This is a genomic window from Burkholderia sp. HAN2018, from assembly GCF_024704855.1.
Lineage (GTDB): Bacteria > Pseudomonadota > Gammaproteobacteria > Burkholderiales > Burkholderiaceae > Burkholderia > Burkholderia cepacia.
Genome location: NZ_QOBB01000126.1, coordinates 1 through 21,062, shown reverse-complemented (window position 1 = coordinate 21,062; position 21,062 = coordinate 1). Strand labels below are relative to the sequence as shown.

23 protein-coding genes are annotated in these 21,062 nt (G+C 67.5%); 10 read left to right on the top strand and 13 right to left on the bottom strand.

The window, feature by feature from the left end:
- The first annotated feature begins 548 nt into the window (after positions 1–548).
- Together DPV74_RS26265 and DPV74_RS26260 are read left to right on the top strand one after the other, a co-directional pair.
- A complete protein-coding gene (locus DPV74_RS26265) occupies positions 549–1,937 on the top strand; it encodes an MFS transporter (RefSeq protein WP_027789532.1) in 1,389 nt (462 codons plus the stop codon).
- Positions 1,938–2,317: 380 nt separating this feature from the next.
- On the top strand, positions 2,318–3,529 hold the full coding sequence (locus tag DPV74_RS26260) for a winged helix-turn-helix domain-containing protein (protein WP_119338244.1): 1,212 nt from the start codon (positions 2,318–2,320) through the stop codon (positions 3,527–3,529).
- Between the two features lie 74 nt (positions 3,530–3,603).
- Here the strand turns inward: DPV74_RS26260 and DPV74_RS26255 are convergent, their stop codons facing one another.
- Both DPV74_RS26255 and DPV74_RS26250 read right to left on the bottom strand, forming a co-directional pair.
- Complete coding sequence (locus DPV74_RS26255; RefSeq protein ID WP_006480837.1) at positions 3,604–3,822, bottom strand: DUF1653 domain-containing protein; 219 nt, start codon at positions 3,820–3,822, stop codon at positions 3,604–3,606.
- A gap of 57 nt (positions 3,823–3,879) precedes the next feature.
- Positions 3,880–4,323, bottom strand: a complete 444-nt coding sequence (locus DPV74_RS26250) for a GNAT family N-acetyltransferase (protein WP_027789537.1) — start codon at positions 4,321–4,323, stop codon at positions 3,880–3,882.
- Between the two features lie 205 nt (positions 4,324–4,528).
- On the opposite strand from DPV74_RS26250, the gene DPV74_RS26245 reads away from it, so the two are divergent.
- Entirely contained in the window at positions 4,529–5,152 is a 624-nt protein-coding gene (locus DPV74_RS26245; protein ID WP_119338243.1) for an HAD hydrolase-like protein, read from the top strand.
- A 385-nt stretch (positions 5,153–5,537) separates the two neighbouring features.
- Entirely contained in the window at positions 5,538–6,116 is a 579-nt protein-coding gene (locus tag DPV74_RS26240) for a DUF4142 domain-containing protein (RefSeq protein WP_027789539.1), read from the top strand.
- Positions 6,117–6,222: 106 nt separating this feature from the next.
- Here DPV74_RS26240 and DPV74_RS26235 read toward each other — a convergent pair whose 3' ends face one another.
- Together DPV74_RS26235 and DPV74_RS26230 are read right to left on the bottom strand one after the other, a co-directional pair.
- Complete coding sequence (locus DPV74_RS26235; protein ID WP_027789540.1) at positions 6,223–6,822, bottom strand: GNAT family N-acetyltransferase; 600 nt, start codon at positions 6,820–6,822, stop codon at positions 6,223–6,225.
- Between the two features lie 62 nt (positions 6,823–6,884).
- Positions 6,885–7,799: a LysR family transcriptional regulator gene (locus DPV74_RS26230; protein WP_059698619.1), complete on the bottom strand. Its 915-nt coding sequence runs from the start codon at positions 7,797–7,799 to the stop codon at positions 6,885–6,887.
- Between the two features lie 109 nt (positions 7,800–7,908).
- Between DPV74_RS26230 and lysA the strand changes: the two genes are divergently transcribed.
- Positions 7,909–9,147, top strand: coding sequence for a diaminopimelate decarboxylase (gene lysA, locus DPV74_RS26225; protein WP_119338242.1), 1,239 nt, complete (start codon positions 7,909–7,911; stop codon positions 9,145–9,147).
- A gap of 46 nt (positions 9,148–9,193) precedes the next feature.
- Here lysA and DPV74_RS26220 read toward each other — a convergent pair whose 3' ends face one another.
- Positions 9,194–9,895, bottom strand: a complete 702-nt coding sequence (locus DPV74_RS26220; RefSeq protein WP_119338245.1) for a YafY family protein — start codon at positions 9,893–9,895, stop codon at positions 9,194–9,196.
- A 77-nt stretch (positions 9,896–9,972) separates the two neighbouring features.
- On the opposite strand from DPV74_RS26220, the gene DPV74_RS26215 reads away from it, so the two are divergent.
- The gene (locus DPV74_RS26215) at positions 9,973–10,341 is read left to right on the top strand and encodes a VOC family protein (RefSeq protein ID WP_119338241.1); all 369 of its coding nucleotides are present in this window, start codon (positions 9,973–9,975) and stop codon (positions 10,339–10,341) included.
- A 58-nt stretch (positions 10,342–10,399) separates the two neighbouring features.
- Here DPV74_RS26215 and DPV74_RS26210 read toward each other — a convergent pair whose 3' ends face one another.
- A complete protein-coding gene (locus tag DPV74_RS26210) occupies positions 10,400–11,287 on the bottom strand; it encodes a DMT family transporter (protein ID WP_060086264.1) in 888 nt (295 codons plus the stop codon).
- A 126-nt stretch (positions 11,288–11,413) separates the two neighbouring features.
- Between DPV74_RS26210 and DPV74_RS26205 the strand changes: the two genes are divergently transcribed.
- Complete coding sequence (locus DPV74_RS26205) at positions 11,414–12,871, top strand: PLP-dependent aminotransferase family protein (RefSeq protein ID WP_119338240.1); 1,458 nt, start codon at positions 11,414–11,416, stop codon at positions 12,869–12,871.
- 164 nt (positions 12,872–13,035) lie between these two features.
- On the opposite strand, the gene DPV74_RS26200 is transcribed toward DPV74_RS26205, so the two are convergent.
- On the bottom strand, positions 13,036–14,469 hold the full coding sequence (locus DPV74_RS26200) for a nicotinate phosphoribosyltransferase (RefSeq protein ID WP_119338239.1): 1,434 nt from the start codon (positions 14,467–14,469) through the stop codon (positions 13,036–13,038).
- A gap of 74 nt (positions 14,470–14,543) precedes the next feature.
- Positions 14,544–15,584: a bifunctional nicotinamide-nucleotide adenylyltransferase/Nudix hydroxylase gene (locus DPV74_RS26195; RefSeq protein WP_027789549.1), complete on the bottom strand. Its 1,041-nt coding sequence runs from the start codon at positions 15,582–15,584 to the stop codon at positions 14,544–14,546.
- Between the two features lie 181 nt (positions 15,585–15,765).
- Here DPV74_RS26195 and DPV74_RS26190 point away from each other — a divergent pair, with 181 nt between their 5' ends.
- From DPV74_RS26190 to DPV74_RS26180, 3 genes are all read left to right on the top strand, one after another.
- Positions 15,766–16,218, top strand: a complete 453-nt coding sequence (locus tag DPV74_RS26190) for a type II toxin-antitoxin system RatA family toxin (protein ID WP_027789550.1) — start codon at positions 15,766–15,768, stop codon at positions 16,216–16,218.
- A 222-nt stretch (positions 16,219–16,440) separates the two neighbouring features.
- Positions 16,441–17,328 (top strand): DUF4261 domain-containing protein, encoded by an 888-nt coding sequence (locus DPV74_RS26185; RefSeq protein ID WP_119338238.1) that lies wholly within the window; start codon positions 16,441–16,443, stop codon positions 17,326–17,328.
- A 121-nt stretch (positions 17,329–17,449) separates the two neighbouring features.
- The gene (locus DPV74_RS26180; RefSeq protein ID WP_119338237.1) at positions 17,450–18,238 is read left to right on the top strand and encodes a lysozyme inhibitor LprI family protein; all 789 of its coding nucleotides are present in this window, start codon (positions 17,450–17,452) and stop codon (positions 18,236–18,238) included.
- A 173-nt stretch (positions 18,239–18,411) separates the two neighbouring features.
- On the opposite strand, the gene DPV74_RS26175 is transcribed toward DPV74_RS26180, so the two are convergent.
- The 5 genes from DPV74_RS26175 to DPV74_RS26155 all read right to left on the bottom strand — a co-directional run.
- A complete protein-coding gene (locus DPV74_RS26175) occupies positions 18,412–18,798 on the bottom strand; it encodes a hypothetical protein (RefSeq protein WP_091918976.1) in 387 nt (128 codons plus the stop codon).
- Between the two features lie 26 nt (positions 18,799–18,824).
- A complete protein-coding gene (gene speD / locus DPV74_RS26170; RefSeq protein WP_059686731.1) occupies positions 18,825–19,208 on the bottom strand; it encodes an adenosylmethionine decarboxylase in 384 nt (127 codons plus the stop codon).
- Entirely contained in the window at positions 19,205–19,354 is a 150-nt protein-coding gene (locus DPV74_RS26165; protein ID WP_153489189.1) for a hypothetical protein, read from the bottom strand. Before DPV74_RS26165 ends, speD begins: the two co-directional genes overlap by 4 nt.
- On the bottom strand, positions 19,351–20,874 hold the full coding sequence (locus DPV74_RS26160) for a DUF4178 domain-containing protein (protein ID WP_119338236.1): 1,524 nt from the start codon (positions 20,872–20,874) through the stop codon (positions 19,351–19,353). The genes DPV74_RS26165 and DPV74_RS26160 overlap by 4 nt, the downstream gene beginning before the upstream one ends.
- A gap of 9 nt (positions 20,875–20,883) precedes the next feature.
- Positions 20,884–21,062 (bottom strand): SHOCT domain-containing protein (locus DPV74_RS26155; protein ID WP_162923141.1); only part of this gene is annotated, 179 nt, incomplete at its 5' end.

The following is a 21,062-nucleotide window of genomic DNA, read 5'->3' as shown; positions in this document are numbered from 1 at the left end:
CGTCGCGGGCGCCGCCGACTGATCGACCGCCTGCGCGGCGGCCCGGTTCGCGTTGTCGGCCTGCGCGGCGCAGCCGGCAACGGCGAGATACGCGACGGCCAGTGCGGCGGCCCAGCGAAGACGCGGCGCGGGGCGCCCGAGCGGCGGTGAGCGACGGAGCGGAAAGCGGGTTGAGACGCGGGTTGGGATGCGCGTTGAGATGCGAGATGCAATCGATGCGGCACGACGTGACGTCATGACGTGTCCCCTCCTTTCGATGGTGAGTGGGTCGGCACGAGGTCTCGTTCGCGCGCGCGCTCGTCTCGATGGCCCTCGATCGATGCGCGTCGTTTTGTGTTGCGAGTGGGCCTGACTGTCGCACGAAACGTGCACATCAAGCAAGTTTCGATTCGCGCGGCTCGCGCAGGCATGCTCGGCGTTTGCGCAGTCGTTCTTTCCGCGCCGCCCGCGAAAAGAACGACTGTTGCAATATGCGGAACATCTGTTGTCGTACGTGACTCAACGGTCACATTGTGGGCATAATGGCGTCTTTACCGCGCGCCCAGCCCATGTCGCCCGTCTTTCTAGCACCGCTCATCGTTGCCTGTGCGTTGTTCATGGAAAGCGTCGACGCGAACATCATCGTCACCGCCCTGCCCGCGATGGCGAGGGACTTCGGGCACAACCCCGTCACGTTGAACATCGCGATCACGGCCTACGTGGTCGGGCTCGGCGTGTTCATTCCGATCTGCGGCTGGCTGGCCGACCGCTTCAGTGCGCGCTCCGTGTTCCGCACCGCGATCGGCATCTTCGTCGTCGGCTCGCTGATGTGCGCGGCGTCCAATTCCCTCGGCGTGCTCACGTTCGCGCGCTTCATCCAGGGCGTCGGCGGCGCGATGATGGTGCCCGTCGGCCGCATCATCATTTTCCGCGCAGTGCCGCGCTCCGATCTCGTGCGCGCGATGAACTACCTCGCGATTCCCGCGCTGTTCGGGCCCACGGTCGGGCCGCTCGTCGGCGGCTTCATCACGACCTACCTGCACTGGCGGATGATCTTCTTCATCAACGTGCCGATCGGCATCTACGGGATCTACCTCGCGAGCAAGCACATCGCGAACACGCACGAGCCTGACCCGGGCCCGCTCGACTGGTTCGGATTCCTGCTGTCGGCCAGCGGCGCCGCACTGCTGCTGATGGGCCTCACGCTGATCGACGGTGCGCTCACGTCACGCTCGAACGCCCTCGCCATGTGCGTGACCGGCACCGTCCTGCTCGCGCTCTACGTGCCGTACGCGCGCCGCAAGGAACGCCCGGTGCTCGACCTCAGCTTCCTCAAGATCCCGACGTATCACGCGAGCGTCGTCGGCGGGTCGCTGTTCCGCATCGGCCTCGGCGCGGTGCCGTTCCTGCTGCCGCTCGCGCTGCAGGAAGGGCTCGGCATGAGCGCGTTCCATTCGGGGCTCATCACGTGCGCGTCCGCGTTCGGCGGCGCGATGAGCCGCTCGACGGCCACCCATACGCTGCGCCGCTTCGGCTTCCGCACGGTACTGATCTACAACGCGGCATTCGCGGGGCTCGCGATCGCCGCGTACGGCGTGTTCCATCCCGGCATGGCGACCTGGGCGATCTGGCTGATCGTGCTCGTCGGCGGCATCTTCCCCGCGCTGCAGTTCACGAGCCTGAACTCGATGATCTATGCGGATATTTCGCCGCGCGACGCGGGCCGCGCGACCAGCCTCGGCAGCGTCGTGCAGCAGATGTCGCTCGGTCTCGGCGTGACGGTGGCCGGCCTCGTGCTGCACGTTTCGCACTGGCTGCAGGGTCATCAGAAGATGGTGTGGTCGGATTTCTGGCCCGCGTTCGTCGTGGTCGGGCTGTGTTCGTTCGCATCGATTCCGATCACGCGGCGGCTGCCGCCCGGCGCCGGCGACGAAGTCGCGCGCGGCAAGCGCCAGTAGCAATCGGTCGGACGAGCGGAAATAGCGACAGGGCAGAACGGGCAGCAGGAAAACCGCCCGCGAAGCAAACCGGAAAAAACAAAAAAATCAGCGGACATCCACACGGGGCCGGGGCACAGCCGCATGGATGTCCGCTCAGGGCTCCGGGTCTCCCGATGGGGGTTGAGAATCCCGGATTCGCTTCCTGCGTGCCATGGACATATGTGCGTCGGAAGCGGAATCGTTGCGCGCACATTTCGTCGCGCCATGGACTGCACTATAGGGAAACTTGCGAAACGTATCTGTCAACCATTGTCAGACACGTTGCATCGGCACGTCGCACGCGCGCGCCGCTTTCGCGCTAAAGTGGTTCCCGACCATCACTCCCGGCCGCCCCTCCGATGCTTACGCTCTCGCCCGCCGCCGCCCGCGCCCTGCATCTCGCCGCGCAGGGCCTGCTGACACCGCCCCGCCGCAAGGCGACCAAAGCCGACGTACTCGACACGATCCGCCGGATGGCGCAGTTGCAGATCGATACCATCCACGTCGTCGCGCGCAGCCCGTATCTCGTGCTGTTCAGCCGTCTCGGCGATTTCTCGCCGCAGTGGCTCGACGAGCATCTCGCCGAGGCGCGCCTGTTCGAATACTGGTCACACGAAGCGTGCTTCCTGCCGGTCGAGCAGTTCGGCCTGATGCGCTACAAGATGCTCGATCCGTCGGGGATGGGCTGGAAATATGCAGCCGAATGGCATGAACAGAATCGTCCCGACATCGAGCGGCTGCTCGCGCGGATTCGCGAAGAAGGCCCGGTGAAGTCGGCGGATTTCGTCCGCGAGGATGGCGTGAAGGGCAACGGCTGGTGGGATCGCAAGCCCGAGAAGCGCCACCTGGAAGTGCTGTTCACGACGGGCGACCTGATGGTGTCGGAACGCCGCAATTTCCAGCGCGTGTACGACGTGCGCGAGCGCGTGCTGCCCGGCTGGGACGACACGCGCGACCTGCCGCCGCGCGAAGCCGTGCTGCCCGCGCTGCTCGACTACACGTGCCGTGCACTCGGCGTCGTGCGCGCGGACTGGGTGGCCGACTACTATCGGCTGCCGCGCCGCTCGTACCGCGCGGAGCTCGAGCAGCTCGCCGACGCGGGCGACCTGATCCCGGTGGCGATCGACGACTGGAAGGAGCCGGCCTACGTGCATCGCTCGCTCGAAGCGTTGCTGCCGGCCGCCGAGGCCGACACGCTGCGCTCGACGGTCACGACGCTGCTGTCGCCGTTCGACCCGGTCGTATGGGACCGGCGGCGTGCATCGACGCTATTCGGTTTCGATTACACGATCGAATGCTATACGCCCGAGCACAAGCGGCGTTATGGCTATTTCTGCCTGCCCGTGCTGCATCGCGGCCGGCTGGTCGGGCGCGTCGACGCGAAGGCGCATCGCACGCTGCGCACGTTCGAACTGAAGGCCGTGCATGTCGAGCCGGGCGTGCGGTTCGGCACGGGGCTCGCCGCCGATGTCGCGAAGGCGGTGAAGAAACTCGCGGCATGGCACGGCACACCGGAAGTCACGACCCGGCACGCACCGCCGGAACTGGTGAAGGCGCTGGCCGGCGACTGATACCTGCACATTCGTGCTCGACATTCGGCTCGCGCAGCCGGCCCGCAAGGCCGGCTTACGCGGCCGGCCGAGGATCAGTCGCGCAGCTTGCGGAAACGCGGCGTGCCGTCTTCGAGGTTCCCGTTGAACATCGCTTCCGGCCGCACCCACAACCCGCGCGCATGCGGCCACAGGTGTTCGTACACGACCACCGATTCCTCGGTTTCGGAATGGCGGGCAACGCCGATGTAGCGATACAGCCCGCCCTTGTAGTGGCGATGCGTCGCGAGCTGTTCGGCTTCCTGTTCGGTCATGATGGGTTTCTCTTCGGCAAAAACGGAAAGCGCGTATTGTATGCGCTGCGCCGCGCGTCAGCGTTTCGCGTAGATGTCCGGGCGGCGGATCTCCATCACCCGCTCGGGGTTCGCGCACGGCCCGAAGCCGACCGGCCGATACAGCTCGTGCGCATCGGACGTCACGAGCATGATGCGGCGCAGGCCCTGCACCATCTCCTGCGCGAACACGTGGTCGATCAGCGCGCGGCCGTAGCCGTTGCCGCGTTCGGCCGGCAACACGAACACGTCGCACAGGTACGCGAACGTCGCGTGATCGGTCACGAGGCGCGCGAAGCCGACGAGCCGGTCGCCGATATACGCGCCGAAGCACAGGGAACCCTCGATCGCCTTCTCCACCACGTCGCGCGGAATACCCTGCGACCAGTACGCGTCGCGATGCAGGAAGTCGAAGATCGCGTCGACGTCGAGTTCGCGTTTGTCGGTGGAAAATCTCAGCGTGGCGGGGGTGGCAGCAGGCACGTCGGTCTCCGGTCGGGGTGGTGGAAAGCGAAGCGTCGACGATACCGCGCAGCGCGGCGAGGGACAAGGGACAGCACCGATCATCCGGACGACGCGAAGAAGCTGCTCGACCCTCTCGTTTCGCCGCGGGCGCAACCAACCGTGCGGGCGACAGGCTCCGATTCGGTGACAATGTCGTCTGCCCGATAACCCGCCACGCTGCTTCATGCCCTACCGCCTCATCGCATTCGACTTCGACGGCACGCTCGCCGATTCGCTCGACAGCTTTCTCGCAGCGCTGTCGGAAGCGTCGCGCATGCACGGCTTTCGCGACGCCACGCCCGAGCTGCGCCCGGCGCTGCGCGGGATGTCGGCGCGCGACATCATTCGCGCGCTCGACGTGCCGATGTGGAAAGTGCCGCGCGTGACGATCGACATGCGTCGCCTGATGCGGCCGCGCGTCGCGCAAGTGGCGTTGTTCCCCGGCGTCGGCGAAACGTTCGACGCGCTCGCCGCGCGCGGCATCCGCATCGCGATCGCCACGTCGAATACCGAGGAGATCGTGCGCGACCGGCTCGGCCCGCACGCCAGCAGCCGCGTCGAACATTTCGCGTGCGGCATTCCGCTGTTCGGCAAGGCACGTCGCCTGCGCGCACTCGTTCATGAAGCCGGCCTGCGCAACGACGAAGTGCTGTACGTGGGCGATGAAATCCGCGACGCCGACGCGGCACGACGCGCGCGCATCGCATTCCTGGGGGTCGCGTGGGGCTACACCGCGCCGGACGCGTTACAGGCACATTGCGCGACGCCGTTGCTGCCGCGTCTCGACGCATTGCTCGACCGCATGTGACGCGTTCGCGCGCATCGCGATGCCGGCCAGCGTCGAGGCTCGACGCGCGCGTCACCGCGACGTGACGATGACTGGCAGATGACACCCACGTGCATCCCGCACGCCGCATGCGCGCAAAAATTGCCGCCGCCACGCACGCGACAGGTACGCAATACCTGCCGACACGCATGCTCATCGATTCGTCTTACCAACCGTTACACAAACCACAGCGCGGTTGCACCTGCTACCGGATCGCCCTCCTAGAATCAGTCGGGCCGGGAAACACTTCGACCGGCGCCGCGGCAGAGCGGCGGTCGAATCCGGCCCGGGCGCGCCCGGTCTCTCGCACAGCAACGGATCACCCGATCCGTTTTTCAACCAGAGCCCCGATTGAAAGGAGGTCCCCATGAACCGCTTTCCCCACGTCTCGCGCCTTGCTTTGTCTGCCGCTGGCCTGCTTCTCGTCGCCGTGACGGCGACCGCGCAAACCGCACAACCGGCACCGGCTGCACCGGCCGCACCGGCCGCCGCCGCGACGCGCATCCACGAAGCCGACCAGGCATTCATCACGGACGGCACGAAAACGGTGTCGACGCAGCACGACGCGGCGCGCATCGCCGATTCGCGCACGTCGGACAGCCAGGTCAAGGCGTTCGCGCAACGCGTGTCGGCCGACGATGAAAAGATCATCCAGGCGATGCGCGCAGCCAGCCCGCGCGGCGTCGACGTACCCGCCAACGACCCCGACACGGCCGTGCTGAACAGCATCAAGACCCTGCGCGGCGCCGAGTTCGACAAGGCGTACATCGAGCAGGTCGCGCTCGCCGGCCAGCAGAAGGCCATCTCGGCCTTCCAGGCCGAAATCGCATCGGGCCGCGACACGAAGCTGAAGGAAGTCGCACGCCAGTCGCTGCCGATCCTGCAGAAGCATTACGCCGACGCGCAGAAGCTCGCGGAGCGCCACCACCTCGCATCGGCGCAGTAACGCGCCGCCGCGCCGCGCGCCGTGCGCGGCGCACGGCTTCTTCCCCTGCCGTCGCGTCGCCTCCCCTCCGGCGACGCGACGCACACCAGGCGTCATACGCGACAGGTCATGTCGCGAGCTTCGCCATCAACCGCGCCCTCACCTCCGGCCATTCGTCGTCGATGATGCTGAAGCGCACCGAATTGCGCTTGCGGCCATCCGGCATGATCCGTTCGTGCCGCACGATGCCTTCCTGCTTCGCACCGAGCCGCAGGATCGCCGCGCGCGATTTCTCGTTCAGCTCGTCGGTCGTGAACTGCACGCGCACGCATTGCAGCACGTCGAACGCATAACCCAGCAGCAGCCATTTCGCTTCGGTGTTCGCACGCGTGCGCTGCGCCGATTCGCTCAGCCACGTATGGCCGATCTCGAGCTTGCGGTTCTTGCGATCGATCTTCCAGAAACGCGTGCTGCCGATCGCACGGCCCGACGCGCGATCGACGATCGTGAACGGCATCACGGTGCCGGCCGAACGCCCCTGCAATGCCGTGTCGATATACGCGTCGATCGTGTCCGGGCCCGGCACGACCGTGACCTTCAGGTTCCACAACCGGCCGTCCGCGGCAGCGTCCAGCAGCGCCTGCCGATCGGATCGCTCGAGCGGCCGCAGTTCGACGCGTTCGCCGGTGAGAATCGGTTGTTCGAGGGAAGCGGAAGCATCGGTCATGAGCGGTTCCGGAAAAGACAAAAAACGGCGATGGCGGCGAAACGCCCAATCATACGGCCGCGTCAGCCGAGGACTGCGGCCAACCGGCGGCGGATCGCCTTCGCCTCGCCGCGCAGCGCATCGGTGAACGCGTCGACGAGCAGGCTTTTCGGCCGGTGCTCGGGCACGATCACGCTGACGCGGTACGGAAACGACCGCGTGAGCGGCCGCACGTGCAGGTCGCGCCCGACGAAATCGAGCGCGGTCAGCGGATTGACGATCGCGACGCCGAGCCCCTGCCGCACGAACGCGCACACCGACACGGCCGACGGCGTGTCGACGACCGAGCGCGGCGCCACGCCGAGCTGCGCAAACGCCTCGTCGATCAGGATGCGGTATGGATCGTTCAGCGACAGGCTCACGAACGGGCGATCGGCGAGATCCGGCAGATCGATCGCGTCCTGCGCGAGCAGCGGATGGCCGTCGGGCAGCACGCATACTTCGTCGACTTCGAGCAACGGCGTAAGCACGGTGCCGGCCGGCGCGACGTCGTGCTCGGTTAGCCCGAGGTCGTAACGCTGCGCGGTCAGCCACTCTTCGAGCATCGGCGATTCCTGCGTTTCGACCGACAGGCTGACGCCCGCATGGGCGTCGCGAAACCGGCGCGCCGCGCCGGGGAGGATCGCGTGCGAGAACGCCGGCAGCGCGATCACCGACAGTTGACCGTCGCGAAACTCGCGCAGGCGCGCGGCCGTGGCCGCGACGCGTTCAAGCCCCACATACGCGAGCCGCACGTCGTCGAACAGCGTGAGCGCGGCCATCGTCGGCCGCAACCGGCCGTGCGCGCGCTCGAACAGCGCGAAGCCGACGACCTGCTCCATGCGCGCAAGCTCGCGGCTGATCGTCGGTTGCGACGTATAGAGCATCTCAGCCGCGCGCGTCGTGCTGCCGGTGACCATCAGTGCGCGAAAGACCTCGATATGGCGGTGCGTGAGCATGATCGTCTATATCAGATGTGAATCGAATTTCGATAAATAGGCATTTTACTGCATAGATAAACAGGCGCATCATTCACGTTATCCGTTCATTCGACCCGCTTCATCCGCCATGTCCCTCGATTCCCGCCAGCTCGCGACGCTCGCGCAGCAATACGGCACCCCGCTGTGGGTGTACGACGCCGACGTCATCCGCGACCGCATCGCCCAACTGCGTCAGTTCGACGTGATCCGCTATGCGCAGAAGGCCAACTCGAACATCCATATCCTGAAGCTGATGCGCGAGGAAGGCGCGTGCGTCGATGCCGTGTCGCTCGGCGAGATCGAGCGCAGCCTCGCGGCCGGGTTCAGCCCGGCCGGCGAGCCGGAAGGCGTCGTGTTCACGGCCGACCTGATCGACCGCCCGACGCTCGCGGCGGTGCTGAAGCACGGCGTGACCGTCAACGCCGGTTCGCTCGACATGCTCGCGCGCATCGGCGAGCATGCGCCCGGCCACCGCGTGTGGCTGCGCGTCAACCCCGGTTTCGGCCACGGCCACAGCAACAAGACCAACACCGGCGGCCCGCAGAGCAAGCACGGCATCTGGATCGACGACGTGCCGCGCGCGATCGAGATCGTGCGCCAGTACGGGCTGAAGCTGGTCGGCATCCACATGCATATCGGGTCGGGCGTCGACTACGGCCACCTGTCGCAGGTGTGCGATGCGATGGTCGACCTCGTCACGTCGCTCGGCCATGACATCGACGCGATCTCGGCCGGCGGCGGCCTGTCGATCCCGTATCGCGACGGCGAGCCGCGCGTCGACGTCGGGCACTACTTCAGCCAGTGGGACGCCGCGCGCAAGCGGATCGAACGGCATCTCGGCCACCCGGTACGCATCGAGATCGAACCGGGCCGCTTCCTCGTCGCCGAAGCCGGCACGCTCGTCACCGAAGTGCAGGCCGTCAACCGCCGGCCGAAGCACGATTTCGTGCTGATCGACGCGGGCTTCAACGACCTGATGCGCCCGTCGATGTACGGCAGCTACCACGCGGTGTCGGTGCACGCGCACGATGGCGCGCTGCCGGCCGGACGGCCGCTGGTCGACCTCGCGATCGCGGGGCCGCTGTGCGAGTCGGGCGACGTGTTCACGCAGGACGCGGGCGGCGTGGTCACGCACCGCAAGCTCGCACAGCCGCAGATCGGCGACCTGCTGTTCCTGCACGACGCGGGCGCGTACGGCGCGTCGATGTCCTCGAACTACAACAGCCGGCCGCTCGCGCCGGAAGTGCTCGTCGATCGCGGCACGCCGCGGCTGATCCGCCGCCGGCAGACGATCGACGAATTGCTCGCCCTCGAAACGTTCGAGTAAGGCCGGCACGACGGAACGGGGTGCGCGGCCTGCGCACCTCGCCCCCTCACCTCACCGTCACGCGCACGTCGGCGCCTGCCGCACGCCACGCCTTCAGCAACGCCGCGCGCCGCCGCGGATAGCGCACGTCCAGCCGTTCGAGCGCGACGATGCGATCCGTCCGGAAATGCCGGAAATCGTTCCGGCCTTCGCACCACGCCGCCAGGATGCGCACGTCATTGAAATAGCCGAGCGCGAACGGCCACACGATCCGTTCGCCGCCCGTTTTCCGGCCCTCGTCCGCGTAGCGGATCTTGAGCTTGCTTTCGGTACGGATCGCCGTGCGCACGACACCCATATCGACGGTTTCCCGATCCACGATCGTGCGCGGGCCGACGAGCAGCGTCGTGCATTCCATCTCGCGGCGCAGCTCGGCGGGCAACACCGCGGAGATCTTCGCGAGCGCGTCGGACGCAGCCGTCGTGAGCTGCGCATCCGCGAACTTCCCGACCCAGCGAAAACCGAGCATCAGCGCTTCCAGTTCCGTTTGCGAGAACATCAGCGGCGGAAGCATGAACCCGGCACGCAGCACATAACCGACACCGGGCTCGCCGTCGATGTCCGCGCCCTGCGCCTGCAGCGACGCGATATCGCGATAGACCGTTCGGAGGCTGACGCCGAGTTCCCCGGCCAGCACGCGGCCGCTCACCGGGCGGCGGTGGCGCCGCAGCACCTGCAGCAGCGCGAGCAATCGTTCGGCACGCGTCATCATTCCATGCTGCCATTTTCTGACAGCATCCGTTCATAGAATGGGACGCATCTTAATCGATCCCAGGACGGCCCCGCATGACCTCTCCGAATCTCGTTCTTCTGTATGTCGACGACCCGACGCGCAGCGCGCAGTTCTACGCGCGCCTGTTCGGGCGCCCGCCCGTCGCCGCGTTTCCCACCTATGCGGCATTCACGTTCGACAACGGGCTGCACCTGGGACTGTGGTCGACCAGTGCGCGCGATTTCGTGTCGGGCGGCGCCGGCCACCGCTCGGAGCTGGCATTCATGGTCGACGACGACCACGAGGTGCGGCGTCTGTACGAAGCGTGGAAGACGCTCGGCGTGACGTTCGAGCAGGCGCCGATGACGGCCGTGTTCGGCCTGACGTTCGTCGCGCTCGACCCGGACGGCCACCGCTTGCGCGTGTGTACCCCGGACGATTGAGCGCGAACGGGCGCGACCTGCGGCGGGTCGCGCCCGTTCCCTCCACCACGCGCGCGCGTCAGCCCGCGCGCCGCACGGGTGCCACTTTCGAGAAGTATTTCGCGCCCGCCACGCAGCCGACCACGACGACCGTCACGACGACCATCGACGGCGGTACCGTCTCGTGCAGCAGCCCGGCCGCCAGCAGCAGGCCGAAGAACGGCTGCAGCAACTGCAACTGGCCGACGCCCGCGATCCCGCCGAGCGCGAGCCCGCGATACCAGAACACGAAACCGATCAGCATGCTGAACAGCGACACGTACGCGAGCCCCCACAGTGCGGCGGCATCGACGCCGTCGAACGACGCGGGCGAGGTGAGCCACGTGAGCGGCAGCATCAGCGGCAGCGACAGCACGAGCGCCCACGAGATCACCTGCCACCCGCCGAGCTGGCGCGACAGGCGCGCGCCTTCCGCGTAGCCCAGCCCGCATGCGACGATCGAGGCCAGCATCAGCGCATCGCCGACCACCGACGCCTGGCCGCCGTTGCGCAACGCAAACGCAGCCACCGCACCGCTGCCGACGATCGAGAAGATCCAGAACGGCAGCCGCGGCCGCTCGCCGCCGCGCCACACGCCGAACAGCGCGGTCGCGAGCGGCAGCAGCCCGACGAACACGATCGCGTGCGCGGACGTCACATGCTTCAGCGCGAGCGCCGTCAGCAACGGAAAACCGACGACGACCCCGAGCGCGACGATGGCCAGCGACACGGCCTCGGCTCGCGTCGGCCGCCGCTGCTTCAGCACGACGAGCAGCAGCAGGCCGAGCGCGCCGGCGATCGTCGCGCGTGCGAACGTGAGGAACAGCGGGTCGAGCCCCTGCACCGCGATACGCGTCGCGGGCAGCGAGCCGCTGAAGATGATCACGCCCAGCAGGCCGCTGAGCCATCCGTTGGTCGTCTTTTGCACGGGAAATCCTGAACGGGGAAAGTGGATCACCGATGATCCGCCGCCCGTGAAAAGCGCGTAAGCTACAGCCCAATACAATTCAGACAAACTGTACTGGACAACCATCCGTACAGTTCATTCTTCGCCATGAGCCATTCCGCCCCGCTTCCCGTTCCGCCCGCGCCGTCGCGCACGCGCGTGGAAACCGTGATGGACACCTTGCGCGCGCGGATCGCGAGCCGCGCGCTGATGCCCGGTGCGCGCGTACCGTCGATCCGGATGATGGCCGACGGGCTGGGCGTGTCGAAATCGACCGTCGTCGATGCATACGAGCGGCTCGCGAGCGAAGGCGTGCTCGTCGCGCGGCGCGGCTCGGGCTTCTACGTGTCGGGGCACGCGCCTCCGCTCGCGCTCGCCGATCTCGGCCCGCGTCTCGATCGCGAGCTCGATCCGCTGTGGCTGTCGCGCCAGTCGCTCGAGGCCGCGCCGACGACCGTGAAGCCCGGCTGCGGATGGCTGCCGCCGTCGTGGCTGCCGGACGAGAGCCTGCGCCGCGCGCTGCGCGCGGTGTCGCGCGACGAATCCGACGCGCTGACCGACTACGCGACGCCGCTCGGCCTGCCCGCGCTGCGCCAGCAGCTCGCCTGGCGGCTCGCGCAGCACGGCGTCCACGCGGAACCCGCGCAGATCATGCTGACCGACGGCGGCACGCATGCGCTCGACCTCGTGTGCCGCCTGCTGCTGGAGCCGGGCGACACGGTCGTGCTCGACGATCCGTGCTACTTCAACTTCCAGGCGCTGCTGCGCGCGCATCGCGCGCGGATCGTCAGCGTCCCGTACACGCCGAACGGGCCCGATCTCGCGCGCTTCGAGCAGGTGCTGGCCGAGCACCGGCCGCGCCTGTACATCACCAACGCGGCACTGCACAACCCGACCGGCGCGACGCTCGCGCCGCCCGTCGCGCACCGCCTGCTGACGCTCGCGGCCGAGCACGGCCTGCTGATTGTCGAAGACGACATCTTCGCGGATTTCGAGAGCACGCCCGCGCCGCGCCTCGCGGCCTTCGACGGGCTGTCGCGCGTCGTGTCGATCGGCAGCTTCTCGAAGACGCTGTCGGCCGCGGTCCGCTGCGGCTACGTCGCCGCACGCCCGGAATGGATCGATGCGCTCGTCGACCTGAAGCTGGCGACGTCGTTCGGTCATGCGCAGATCGGCGCGAACGTCGTGCACCGGCTGCTCGTCGACGGCACGTACCGGCGCCATCTCGACAGCCTGCGCGCGCGTCTCGCGGATGCAATGGGCGAGACGATTCGGCGCCTCGCACGCGCGGGCCTCGGGATCTGGACGGAGCCGCGCGGCGGCCTGTTCGTGTGGGCGGAGTTGCCCGACGGGCTCGATGCCGCGCGTGTCGCACGCCATGCGCTCGATCACGACGTGGTACTCGCGCCGGGCAACGTGTTCAGTGCGTCGCACGGCGCGACCTCGTTCATGCGCTTCAACGTGTCGCGCTGCAAGGGCCCGGCGGTGTTCGATGCGCTGGCGCGGGCGATGGAGGCGGTGCGGGCGACGGACACGGCGGGGCACGTGCTCGCCCGCGAATCGTGACGGCAGGCGAGCGCGCTCGATGGTTTCGATGAAGGCGACATCAATTTCGTGTCGGCGCCTGCGAACGTACTGACGGGAGAAGTCGACGCAGATGCCGCACCGTGCACGCCCGTCGCCCACGCCGCCTGAACGCGAACGACGCGGCGGGATACCCGCCGCCCGCGTCACAGCTCCCCTGCGTGCGCCCTCGCCCGCACTTGCGCAAACGACGTATCGACGAGCAGGCGCCCCGTATCGAACACCGTCTCGAGCGCCTCTTCCCATTCGCCTTCCAGCATCCGGTCGTCCCACGCAACCGGCAGCGTCGTCGTCCGATACTCGCCGGTTCGATCATTGCGCAGCAGCGTGAGCCGCCCTTTCTTCGAGCGCTTGCCCTGATCGGTGACCGGATCCTTGCGAACGTCGTGCCACTCCCCGCCGCGCCGGATCGCCGAGCACTTCATCGCAAAGCGCTGCGTATCGCGGTTCACCTGCTGCAGCAATGCGCCGCCCATGCCGAACACCACATTGCCGGCCGCGTAACCCGCGTCGTCGAGCGCGGAAAGGATCGCTTCGATCGACAGCTCGTCGACGCCATCGCCCTGGATCACGCGCACGCGGTTCAGCACGCGCCGCCCCTTGCCGTTCACGGTCGAGCCGAACGACGCGTCCAGCGCACGCACGGTCTGCAGCACGATCTTCACGGGGTCGCCCGAATCGGGACGCACGACCAGCGTCGCGCCCGAATCGAGCACGGCCTGCCGAAGCTCGCCGCCCCACAGGTCGAGTGCGGCGAACAGATCGTAGGAGTCCGACACGACCGACACGATCGCGCCGGGCAAGCCGAAGCGCGCAATCATGTTCCGGTACGCGTCGGCCTCGCCTTCGCGCCCCCACGACGTGATCGTGCTGTGCTCCGCCGCCGGCACCGAGTACGCGGCCATCGGCTCGCGATAGAAGCGGTTCGCGGCCAGCACGCCGAGCACCGTGTCCGAGCCCATGAAGTTCACGAGGTGCGCCGCGCCGCCGATCGCGGCCGACTCCGCGCTCGACACGCCGCGCGCGCCGAAGTCGTGCAGCTTGAACGGCAGTTGCGCGAGGTCGTCGTCGGTCTTTTCGAGGAAGCGGCGGATCGTCTGCCGCAGGTTCCAGCTGCGCGTCGCGACCGTCACCGGATACCAGACGCGCAGCAGCATCGTCTCGAGATACGACGCGAGCCAGAACACCTGCGGGTCGTCGCATTCGACCGTCATCAGCACGTTGTGCACCGGCACGACCGAACCCTCCGGCACCGCGCGGATCTTCACCGGCAGATAACCGTCGTAGCGTTCGACGATATAACGCCAGCCTGCTTCGTTGAACGGTTCGCCGTGCACCGTGAAGAAATCGCGCGCCTCGTCGATCATCGCATGCGTGATCGGCTTGCACAGATATTCCTTCAGCAACATCTGCAATCCGAAGAACACCGTGCGGTCGTAGCGGCCGCCACGCGATTCGACGTACGAGAACATCGCCTGCGCGTCAGGCGGATATTGCAGGAAGTGGGAAGCCTTGTACGAATCCGTGTTGAGGATCGGATTGGCAAGAACCGCGGCAAAGCCGCCGAGATCGTTTTGCATGGCTAGAGCTCCTCTAGGCCGTTGAAGTGCCGCCGCGTCTGTCGCGGCGGACCGGAATGCGGGGAATCAGCGGATCACAGCTTCCCCAGGAAGTGGTACGCGATGTCGAAGTGATCCTCGAACATCACGTTGCGCATCTGCGCAAATTCGTTCAGCGGCACCCAGCGCGCCTTGTCGGCGTCGTCGCTGCCCTTCACGCGAGGCAGCTCGCCGGTCGGGAAATTGAACAGGCACGCGTGCGTGATCGTGCGGCCGCGCAACGAGCGCGTCGGGTGATCGAACACCTGGCGATCCTTGATCGAGCCGCGCAGCACGGGCTCCGGCAGCTTCAGGCCGGTCTCCTCGCGCAACTCGCGGATGCAGGCCGCGTCGAGCCGCTCGTCCTGGTTCACGAACCCGCCCGGCAGCGCCCACAGGCCGCGGCCCGGTTCGCTGCGGCGGCGCACCAGCAGGATATGGCCCGAGTGCACGACCACCGCGTCGACCGTCACGAACGTGACCGGATACGGGGCGGCCGCCCACGCCTTGCGATACGCGGCGATGAATTCGGCTTCCGACTTCAGCTGCGCGAATTCCGGCTGCGTGCGGAAACGCTCGAGCCAGCCGAACACGGGTTCCGGCACGGCCCACTGCACGAAGCTGTTGGTGCGTTCGGCGAAATACTGGTCGCGGATCTCGGTGGCGGAAATGTCTTCCGTCGCGTCGACGTCGACGAGCTCCCATTGCGGGAACATCCGCAGGTAATACGATGTGGCGTCCTTCTCGTGGCCGATCAGCCCGACCTTGCGCTGCGCGACGTCGCCGAGCGCGGACGCGACGGCGTCCTGCACCCAGCGCACCCAGTCGCCGTCGTTGTAGGTCGAATCCTGCAACGGCGCGATCGTCACGCGGTCGCGCTCGGACGCGTCGAGCAGCGAAGCCAGCATCTGGCGGCGCTCGTCGAACGAGAACGGATCCTTGATGGTGCGGGGCTTGTCGGTCGACCCGATCAGCACGCACACGCGCTCGGCCCGGCTCAGTGCCGACTTCAGCACGTTCAGGTGACCACGATGCGGAGGCTGGAAACGACCAATGAAAACGAGCGCGTCGAAGCGCCGGTTCTGTTGCGTACTCATGAGGCTCCCTCAAGAGATTGAAACGCTTCGGGTCTTTCCCGAAGGGTTGGTGTGAATCCTAGGGGAAATCCCGGAGGGCGTCAATCGAGCCCTTGCTCGACTTGACGAAGTATGAAGAAATGTCCTGAATCGGCGGGTTACACTCGGTTCCATCCCAATCCGCGCCATTGCACCCGCCATCATGAGGATCTCAGTCAGCCGGACCGTCGGCGTCGATCGCAGGCGCCTCTTCACGTGGTCGCAGGATTACGCGCGGCGGCTCGTGTGGGACAGCTTCCTCACCGATGCCTATCTGCTCGACGGCATGACGGCCGACGTCGGCGTCGACGCGTTCTGCCGCAGCCAGTCGGGCGCGACGATGGTGTCGCGCTACATCTCGTACCGTCCGCCGCAGGTCGCGGCCGTCGAAATGGTCGACGGCCCGAAAGTGCTCGAACGCTTCAGCGGCAGCTGGAACTTCACCGAGCACACGCCCGGCACGACCGAGGTGAAATTCACGTACCACTTCCGCGCCCAGCCGGCCTGGCTGCGCTGGCTGCTCGAACCGCTGATCGGCGCGTTCTATCTCGTGCAGACGCGCCGGCGTCTCGATTCGTTCAAGCGCTGGGCCGAAGCGGAAGCGCTGCCGCACTGACCGGCGAGCGCGGGCCGCACGGCCCGGCGTGTCTGCGCCCCGCCTGCCGAACGCATTCGAACGCATTCGAACGCGCCGTCGCCTCACCGCCACGCGTTCGCCGCGCATTTGCCAGATTCGCCGAACCCGTGGAAACTACGGGCGGCCGTCACCCTGACGGCGCGCCCCGACCGAGAGAACGGGGCCCCCTCCCTGAAACGGCTTCGACACGAACATAATCCGATGAGCCTGATATCCCGATTCTTTGGCCGCAAGGAAGTACCCGAAAACCCCGTCGCGCTGGCCGCGGCACCCGACGTCGAGAATCCGCTGAGCGTGGCGGTCGTCTTCGACGGCCCGCTGCAGGTCGATATCGCCGCGCTGACGGCCGCACTGCGCGCGTACCACCCGAGCATGAAGCAGGCGCGCGTCGAAACCGAGCCGACGCTCTCGCAGGTGTTCGGGCTCGCCGGCTGGGGCAACCACGTCGTCCGGCTCGTCGGCTTCGATGCGCCCTATCCGTCCGACGCGCTGGAAGCGTGCGTCGCGCCCGCCCACTACGGGCAGGACCTGAAACAGCAGGTGCGCGCAAGCCGCAGCCACGTGATCCTCTACTACGCGGGGCACGAAACGAATCCGCTCGACCAGTACGTCGCACTGGCGGCCGTCGCCGGCGCGCTGGCCGAACAGAACGGCCTCGCGGTGCTGAACGAGCACGCGCACACGTCGCTGCCCGCGGGCGTTTTCAACGCGAAGGAACTCGGCGACGAAAGCCTCGACGTGCTGCGAAATATCCCGCTGAACCTGTTCTTCTGCGGCTTCGTGAAATACGAGGTCGAAGGCGTCCAGGGCGTATGGATGCGCACCTATGGCGCCGACGTGTTCGGCCTGCCGGATTTCGCCGCGCTCGCGGAAGGTCATCACGAAGGCGAGCGTTATTCGGGCATCTTCAACAGCGTGATGCATTACCTGCTGGAAAGCGGCGCGCGCATGCATGCGGGCGAAACGATGCAGGTCGGCGCGGAAACGTTCATGAAGCTGCGTGAACCGCTCGAGCACGAGTACTACCTGCGGGGGCCCGCGCCGGTGCTGGTGGCCGAGCTAATCTCGGCGGACGAAATCAATCGCTGATTTCGCCTTGTCGTATCCCGCTGCATGGCGCACGGGTTCAACGCTTCGCGAACCGCGTGCGCCATTGCGCTACCTGACGGCAGCGTGACAGCCGCCGTTCGAACCCGTTGAGGAGTCGTCCGTGTTCGGCATCCGCCCCGGTCTCGCGCTGGCCGCCATCGGCCTCTCGTTGTCGGCCCATGCCGACGGCATCCAATGCGCACGTGCGACGACGCGCACCGAGCACCTGATCTGCGCCGACAAGACGCTCGTCTCGGCCGACAGTGCGTTGTCGAACGCCTACTTCGATGCAGTCGGCATTGCCGCCGATCAGCAGGCCGTGATCCGGTCGCAACGCGCATGGCTCACGCAGCGCGATGCCTGCGCCGACGCCGCCTGCATCGCCACCGCGTACCGTGATCGCACGGCAGCGCTAAAGCAGGTGAAACACGCGGGCTGGAAGACCTACCACGACCCGACGCTCGGCATCTCGTTCGAATACCTCGCGAACCGGCAGGTGAAGAAGCCGTGCCCGGAAGGCGGCAGCGACCATTGCGTCGCGATCGTCGGCCGCAACATGACCTACAGCAGCAGGTTCATCTCGTTCGAGATCGTCGACGGCGCGCTGGAGCCGGTCGCGGAAAAGGAAGCGGGATTCGTAAAGCAGGATGACGGCAAATGGGTGACGTCGTACGGCCCCGGCATTCCGCAGGAAGTCGAGCGCTTCTCCGGTCCCGGCTGGCACGGCATGAGCGCGACGATCGTGTGCGGCATCAGCGATCCGGAAACCGGCTTCCACGCGGCCGGCGGCGAATGCTACTGGGCCGTGCTGAGCAACGGCAAGCGCTCGGCCGTCGCGGGGACGCAGGGAATCGTCGGCACCGACGACGCGACGCTGCACAGTGTGTCGACGTTCCGGTTCGATCGTTAGCGGCCGGAGCGTCACGGTGTCCGGCCTCCCGCATACGACGCGCCGGGCAGCGATGCGTCATCTCGACGACACCCCGGCGGCATGTCGCCAACGTCGGTCGTGATGAAATCACCTTTTCCGCCCCGATTCGTGACGGCCGCGGCACCCGCCGCGCCGCCCGGATCATCTACGCACTAACGGGCGCCGTCGCGGCGCAACGGGAACGTCTGCGCACCGGCGTCGCGGCGCAACGTCACCTCCATGCCGGTCAGCCATCCTGACGATTTCAGGATCGGGCGCGCCACCGCATACAACCGGTCGGCGCTGGCGCCGTACAGGTACAGATACCCGTCGTTGCCGTCGCGATGCAGCTCGGTCTCGCCCAATTCGCCGGCCCCGGCCCGCTTCACCGCGCGATCCAGCCGTTGCTCCAGCGCATGAAGGCGCACCGTGTCCTTCTCGTCGTAATCGAAGTGCACCATCACGACCGGACTGGGTGCCTTCGGCTGCACATCGGCGGCAGCATGGCCGGCGAGCAGTGCCCAGCCGAGCAACGCGGAGAATCGGATGCTGTTTTGCATTTCGGCAACGAGAGTCGAACGACCGCTCACGTCGCCGCACCGCCGCGCGCAACCTGCTGCCGGACTTGCGCCTGCGTGCCGAGCGCAGCGGCAATCGCATCGACCGCCTCGGCCGCACGCGCCGCACCGCACATGAACGCGTCGACGGCCGCGAAACGATGCTCGGGCCACGTATGGATCGTGATGTGCGATTCGGCGAGCAGCACGACACCCGTCACGCCGTGCTCGCCGCCGAAATGATGGAAATGCGCGCCGATCACGCGCGCGCCCGCCTGCCGCGCCGCTTCGGTGAGCAGCGTCTCGAGCCGTGCGGCGTCGCGCAGCAACGCCGCGTCGATGCCGGCCAGGTCGGCCAGCACGTGCGAGCCGAACGTCGCGCGCGGCGGCGCGATCCCGTCGCGCGCGGTCATTTGTGCGACCCGTACGACGAGTAGCCGCTGCGGGCCGACGAACTGCCCCAGCCACCGCCGCCCGAACCGCTGCCGCCGATCGACGCGCAGCTGAACAGCGTGACGACGATCAGGCCGTAGACACCGTAGAGGATGTACCGGATCACGCGTTGCCCCCGTCCGACGCAAAGCTCTTCCACAGCCATTCAGGCAGCCACAGCACCAGCAGGCCGACCAGCACGTAAACGGAGCGGCCGCTGAACGAGAACAGCGAGCCCATGTTCAGGATCACGAGCAGCGCGCTGAACACGAGCGGCAGCGGCGCGAAACTGTGCGGGCCTTTCCGGCCGAACAGGCCGGTCGACGCGGTGGCACCCGTTGCCGCCGCGGCCGCGGCCGTGGCCGTCGCGAGCGCCGGCGTGCCGAAGCGTTCGGCGAGCGTGCTGCCCGACAGCGGCCGCGCGCGCGACCAGACGATCTCCGCGTCGCTGCGCTCGCGCGTCAGCTTGTCCTTCTGCCAGCCATAGTCGACGATCGACGTGCGATCGCCGACCTGCACGCGCCAGTTGAACGCGCCGACCACGTAGACGACCTCCGAGTCGTATTCCTCGCGCAGGCGGTAGGTCTTGCCGCCGTCGGTCACGTCGGACTCGCTGCCGATCGTCGGCCACTGGTCGAGCACCTGCACACGCTCCCAGCGCCCTTCGCTCTGCACGAGCCACAGGAAACCGCGCTTCGGGTTCAGCAGCAGGTATTCGTCCCACGTCTCTTCGTCGCCCGGCACGCGGCAACGCATCATCCCGATCACCGTGTACTTCACGCCGTCGAACGTGCCGATCGCGCCGAGTTCCAGCGCCCCCTTCACCGCTTCGAGCTTGCGCTGCGCCGCGAACACGGTCTGCTGCTCGGCCGTGCACTGCACGCCCGCATGGCAACTGCCGCACACCACGTAGTCGGCCAGGTTCGGCGCATACGACAGCGGCGCGCCGCAGCTCGGGCACGCGAACGGCACCATCTCCGCACCGCGCTTCTCGCGCGTGTCGTTGTCGGTATCGCGCAGCCCGGTGAACGCGAGCGCGTCGAACTCCAGCGCTTCGCCCGTATAGACGGCCGGACTCCCGCCGTTCGAATCGGCGTCGGAATAGTCGTACGTCGCGAATGCGTTGCCGGTCCGCAGGTCGACGACGCGTGCCTCCCAGCCGGCATCGACGCGGAACGGCAGCTCGCCGTCGCCGCCCGTGCAGCGCGCGGTACGCACGTCGGACACGAGAAACGCGCGGCCGCCATGGTCGATCCGCATGCCCGGCTCCAGTGTGCCGAACGCGGGCCACGCGCCGCCGGACGCATCGTCGGGCTCGCGCACCGTCACCGCGTACTGGCCCGACGCATCCGACAGCCAGCCGAACGTGCCGTCGTCGAACACGACATACCACTCGCTCCACACGCCGGCGTCGTAGGTCATCTGGATGCGCCCGAGCACCGTGAACGTGCGCTTGCCGTAGCGCCCGGCCGTGCCGATCTGGATCGGCGACGCATCGTCGAGCACCGTGGCCAGTTCGCCGATCCGCTCGACGTCGGTCCCGCGCTTGAGCAGCGTGCTGCGGCAGAACGCGCAGACGGCCATCACCGCCGCCGCCGAGCGAAACTCGACCGGCGCGCCGCACTGGGGGCACGAGGTACTGAACATGCGCGACGCTTACCGGGTGAGCTTCGCGAGAATCTCGGCCTTCGCGCGCGAATATTCGTCTTCGGTCACGAGGCCCTTGTCGAACAGCGCCTTCAGCTGCTCGAGCCGCTGCACGTAGTCGGTGCCTTCCGCCGGCGCGGCCGCCACCGGCGCTGCAGTGGCCGCGGGCGGTGCGGCCGGCGCCGGTT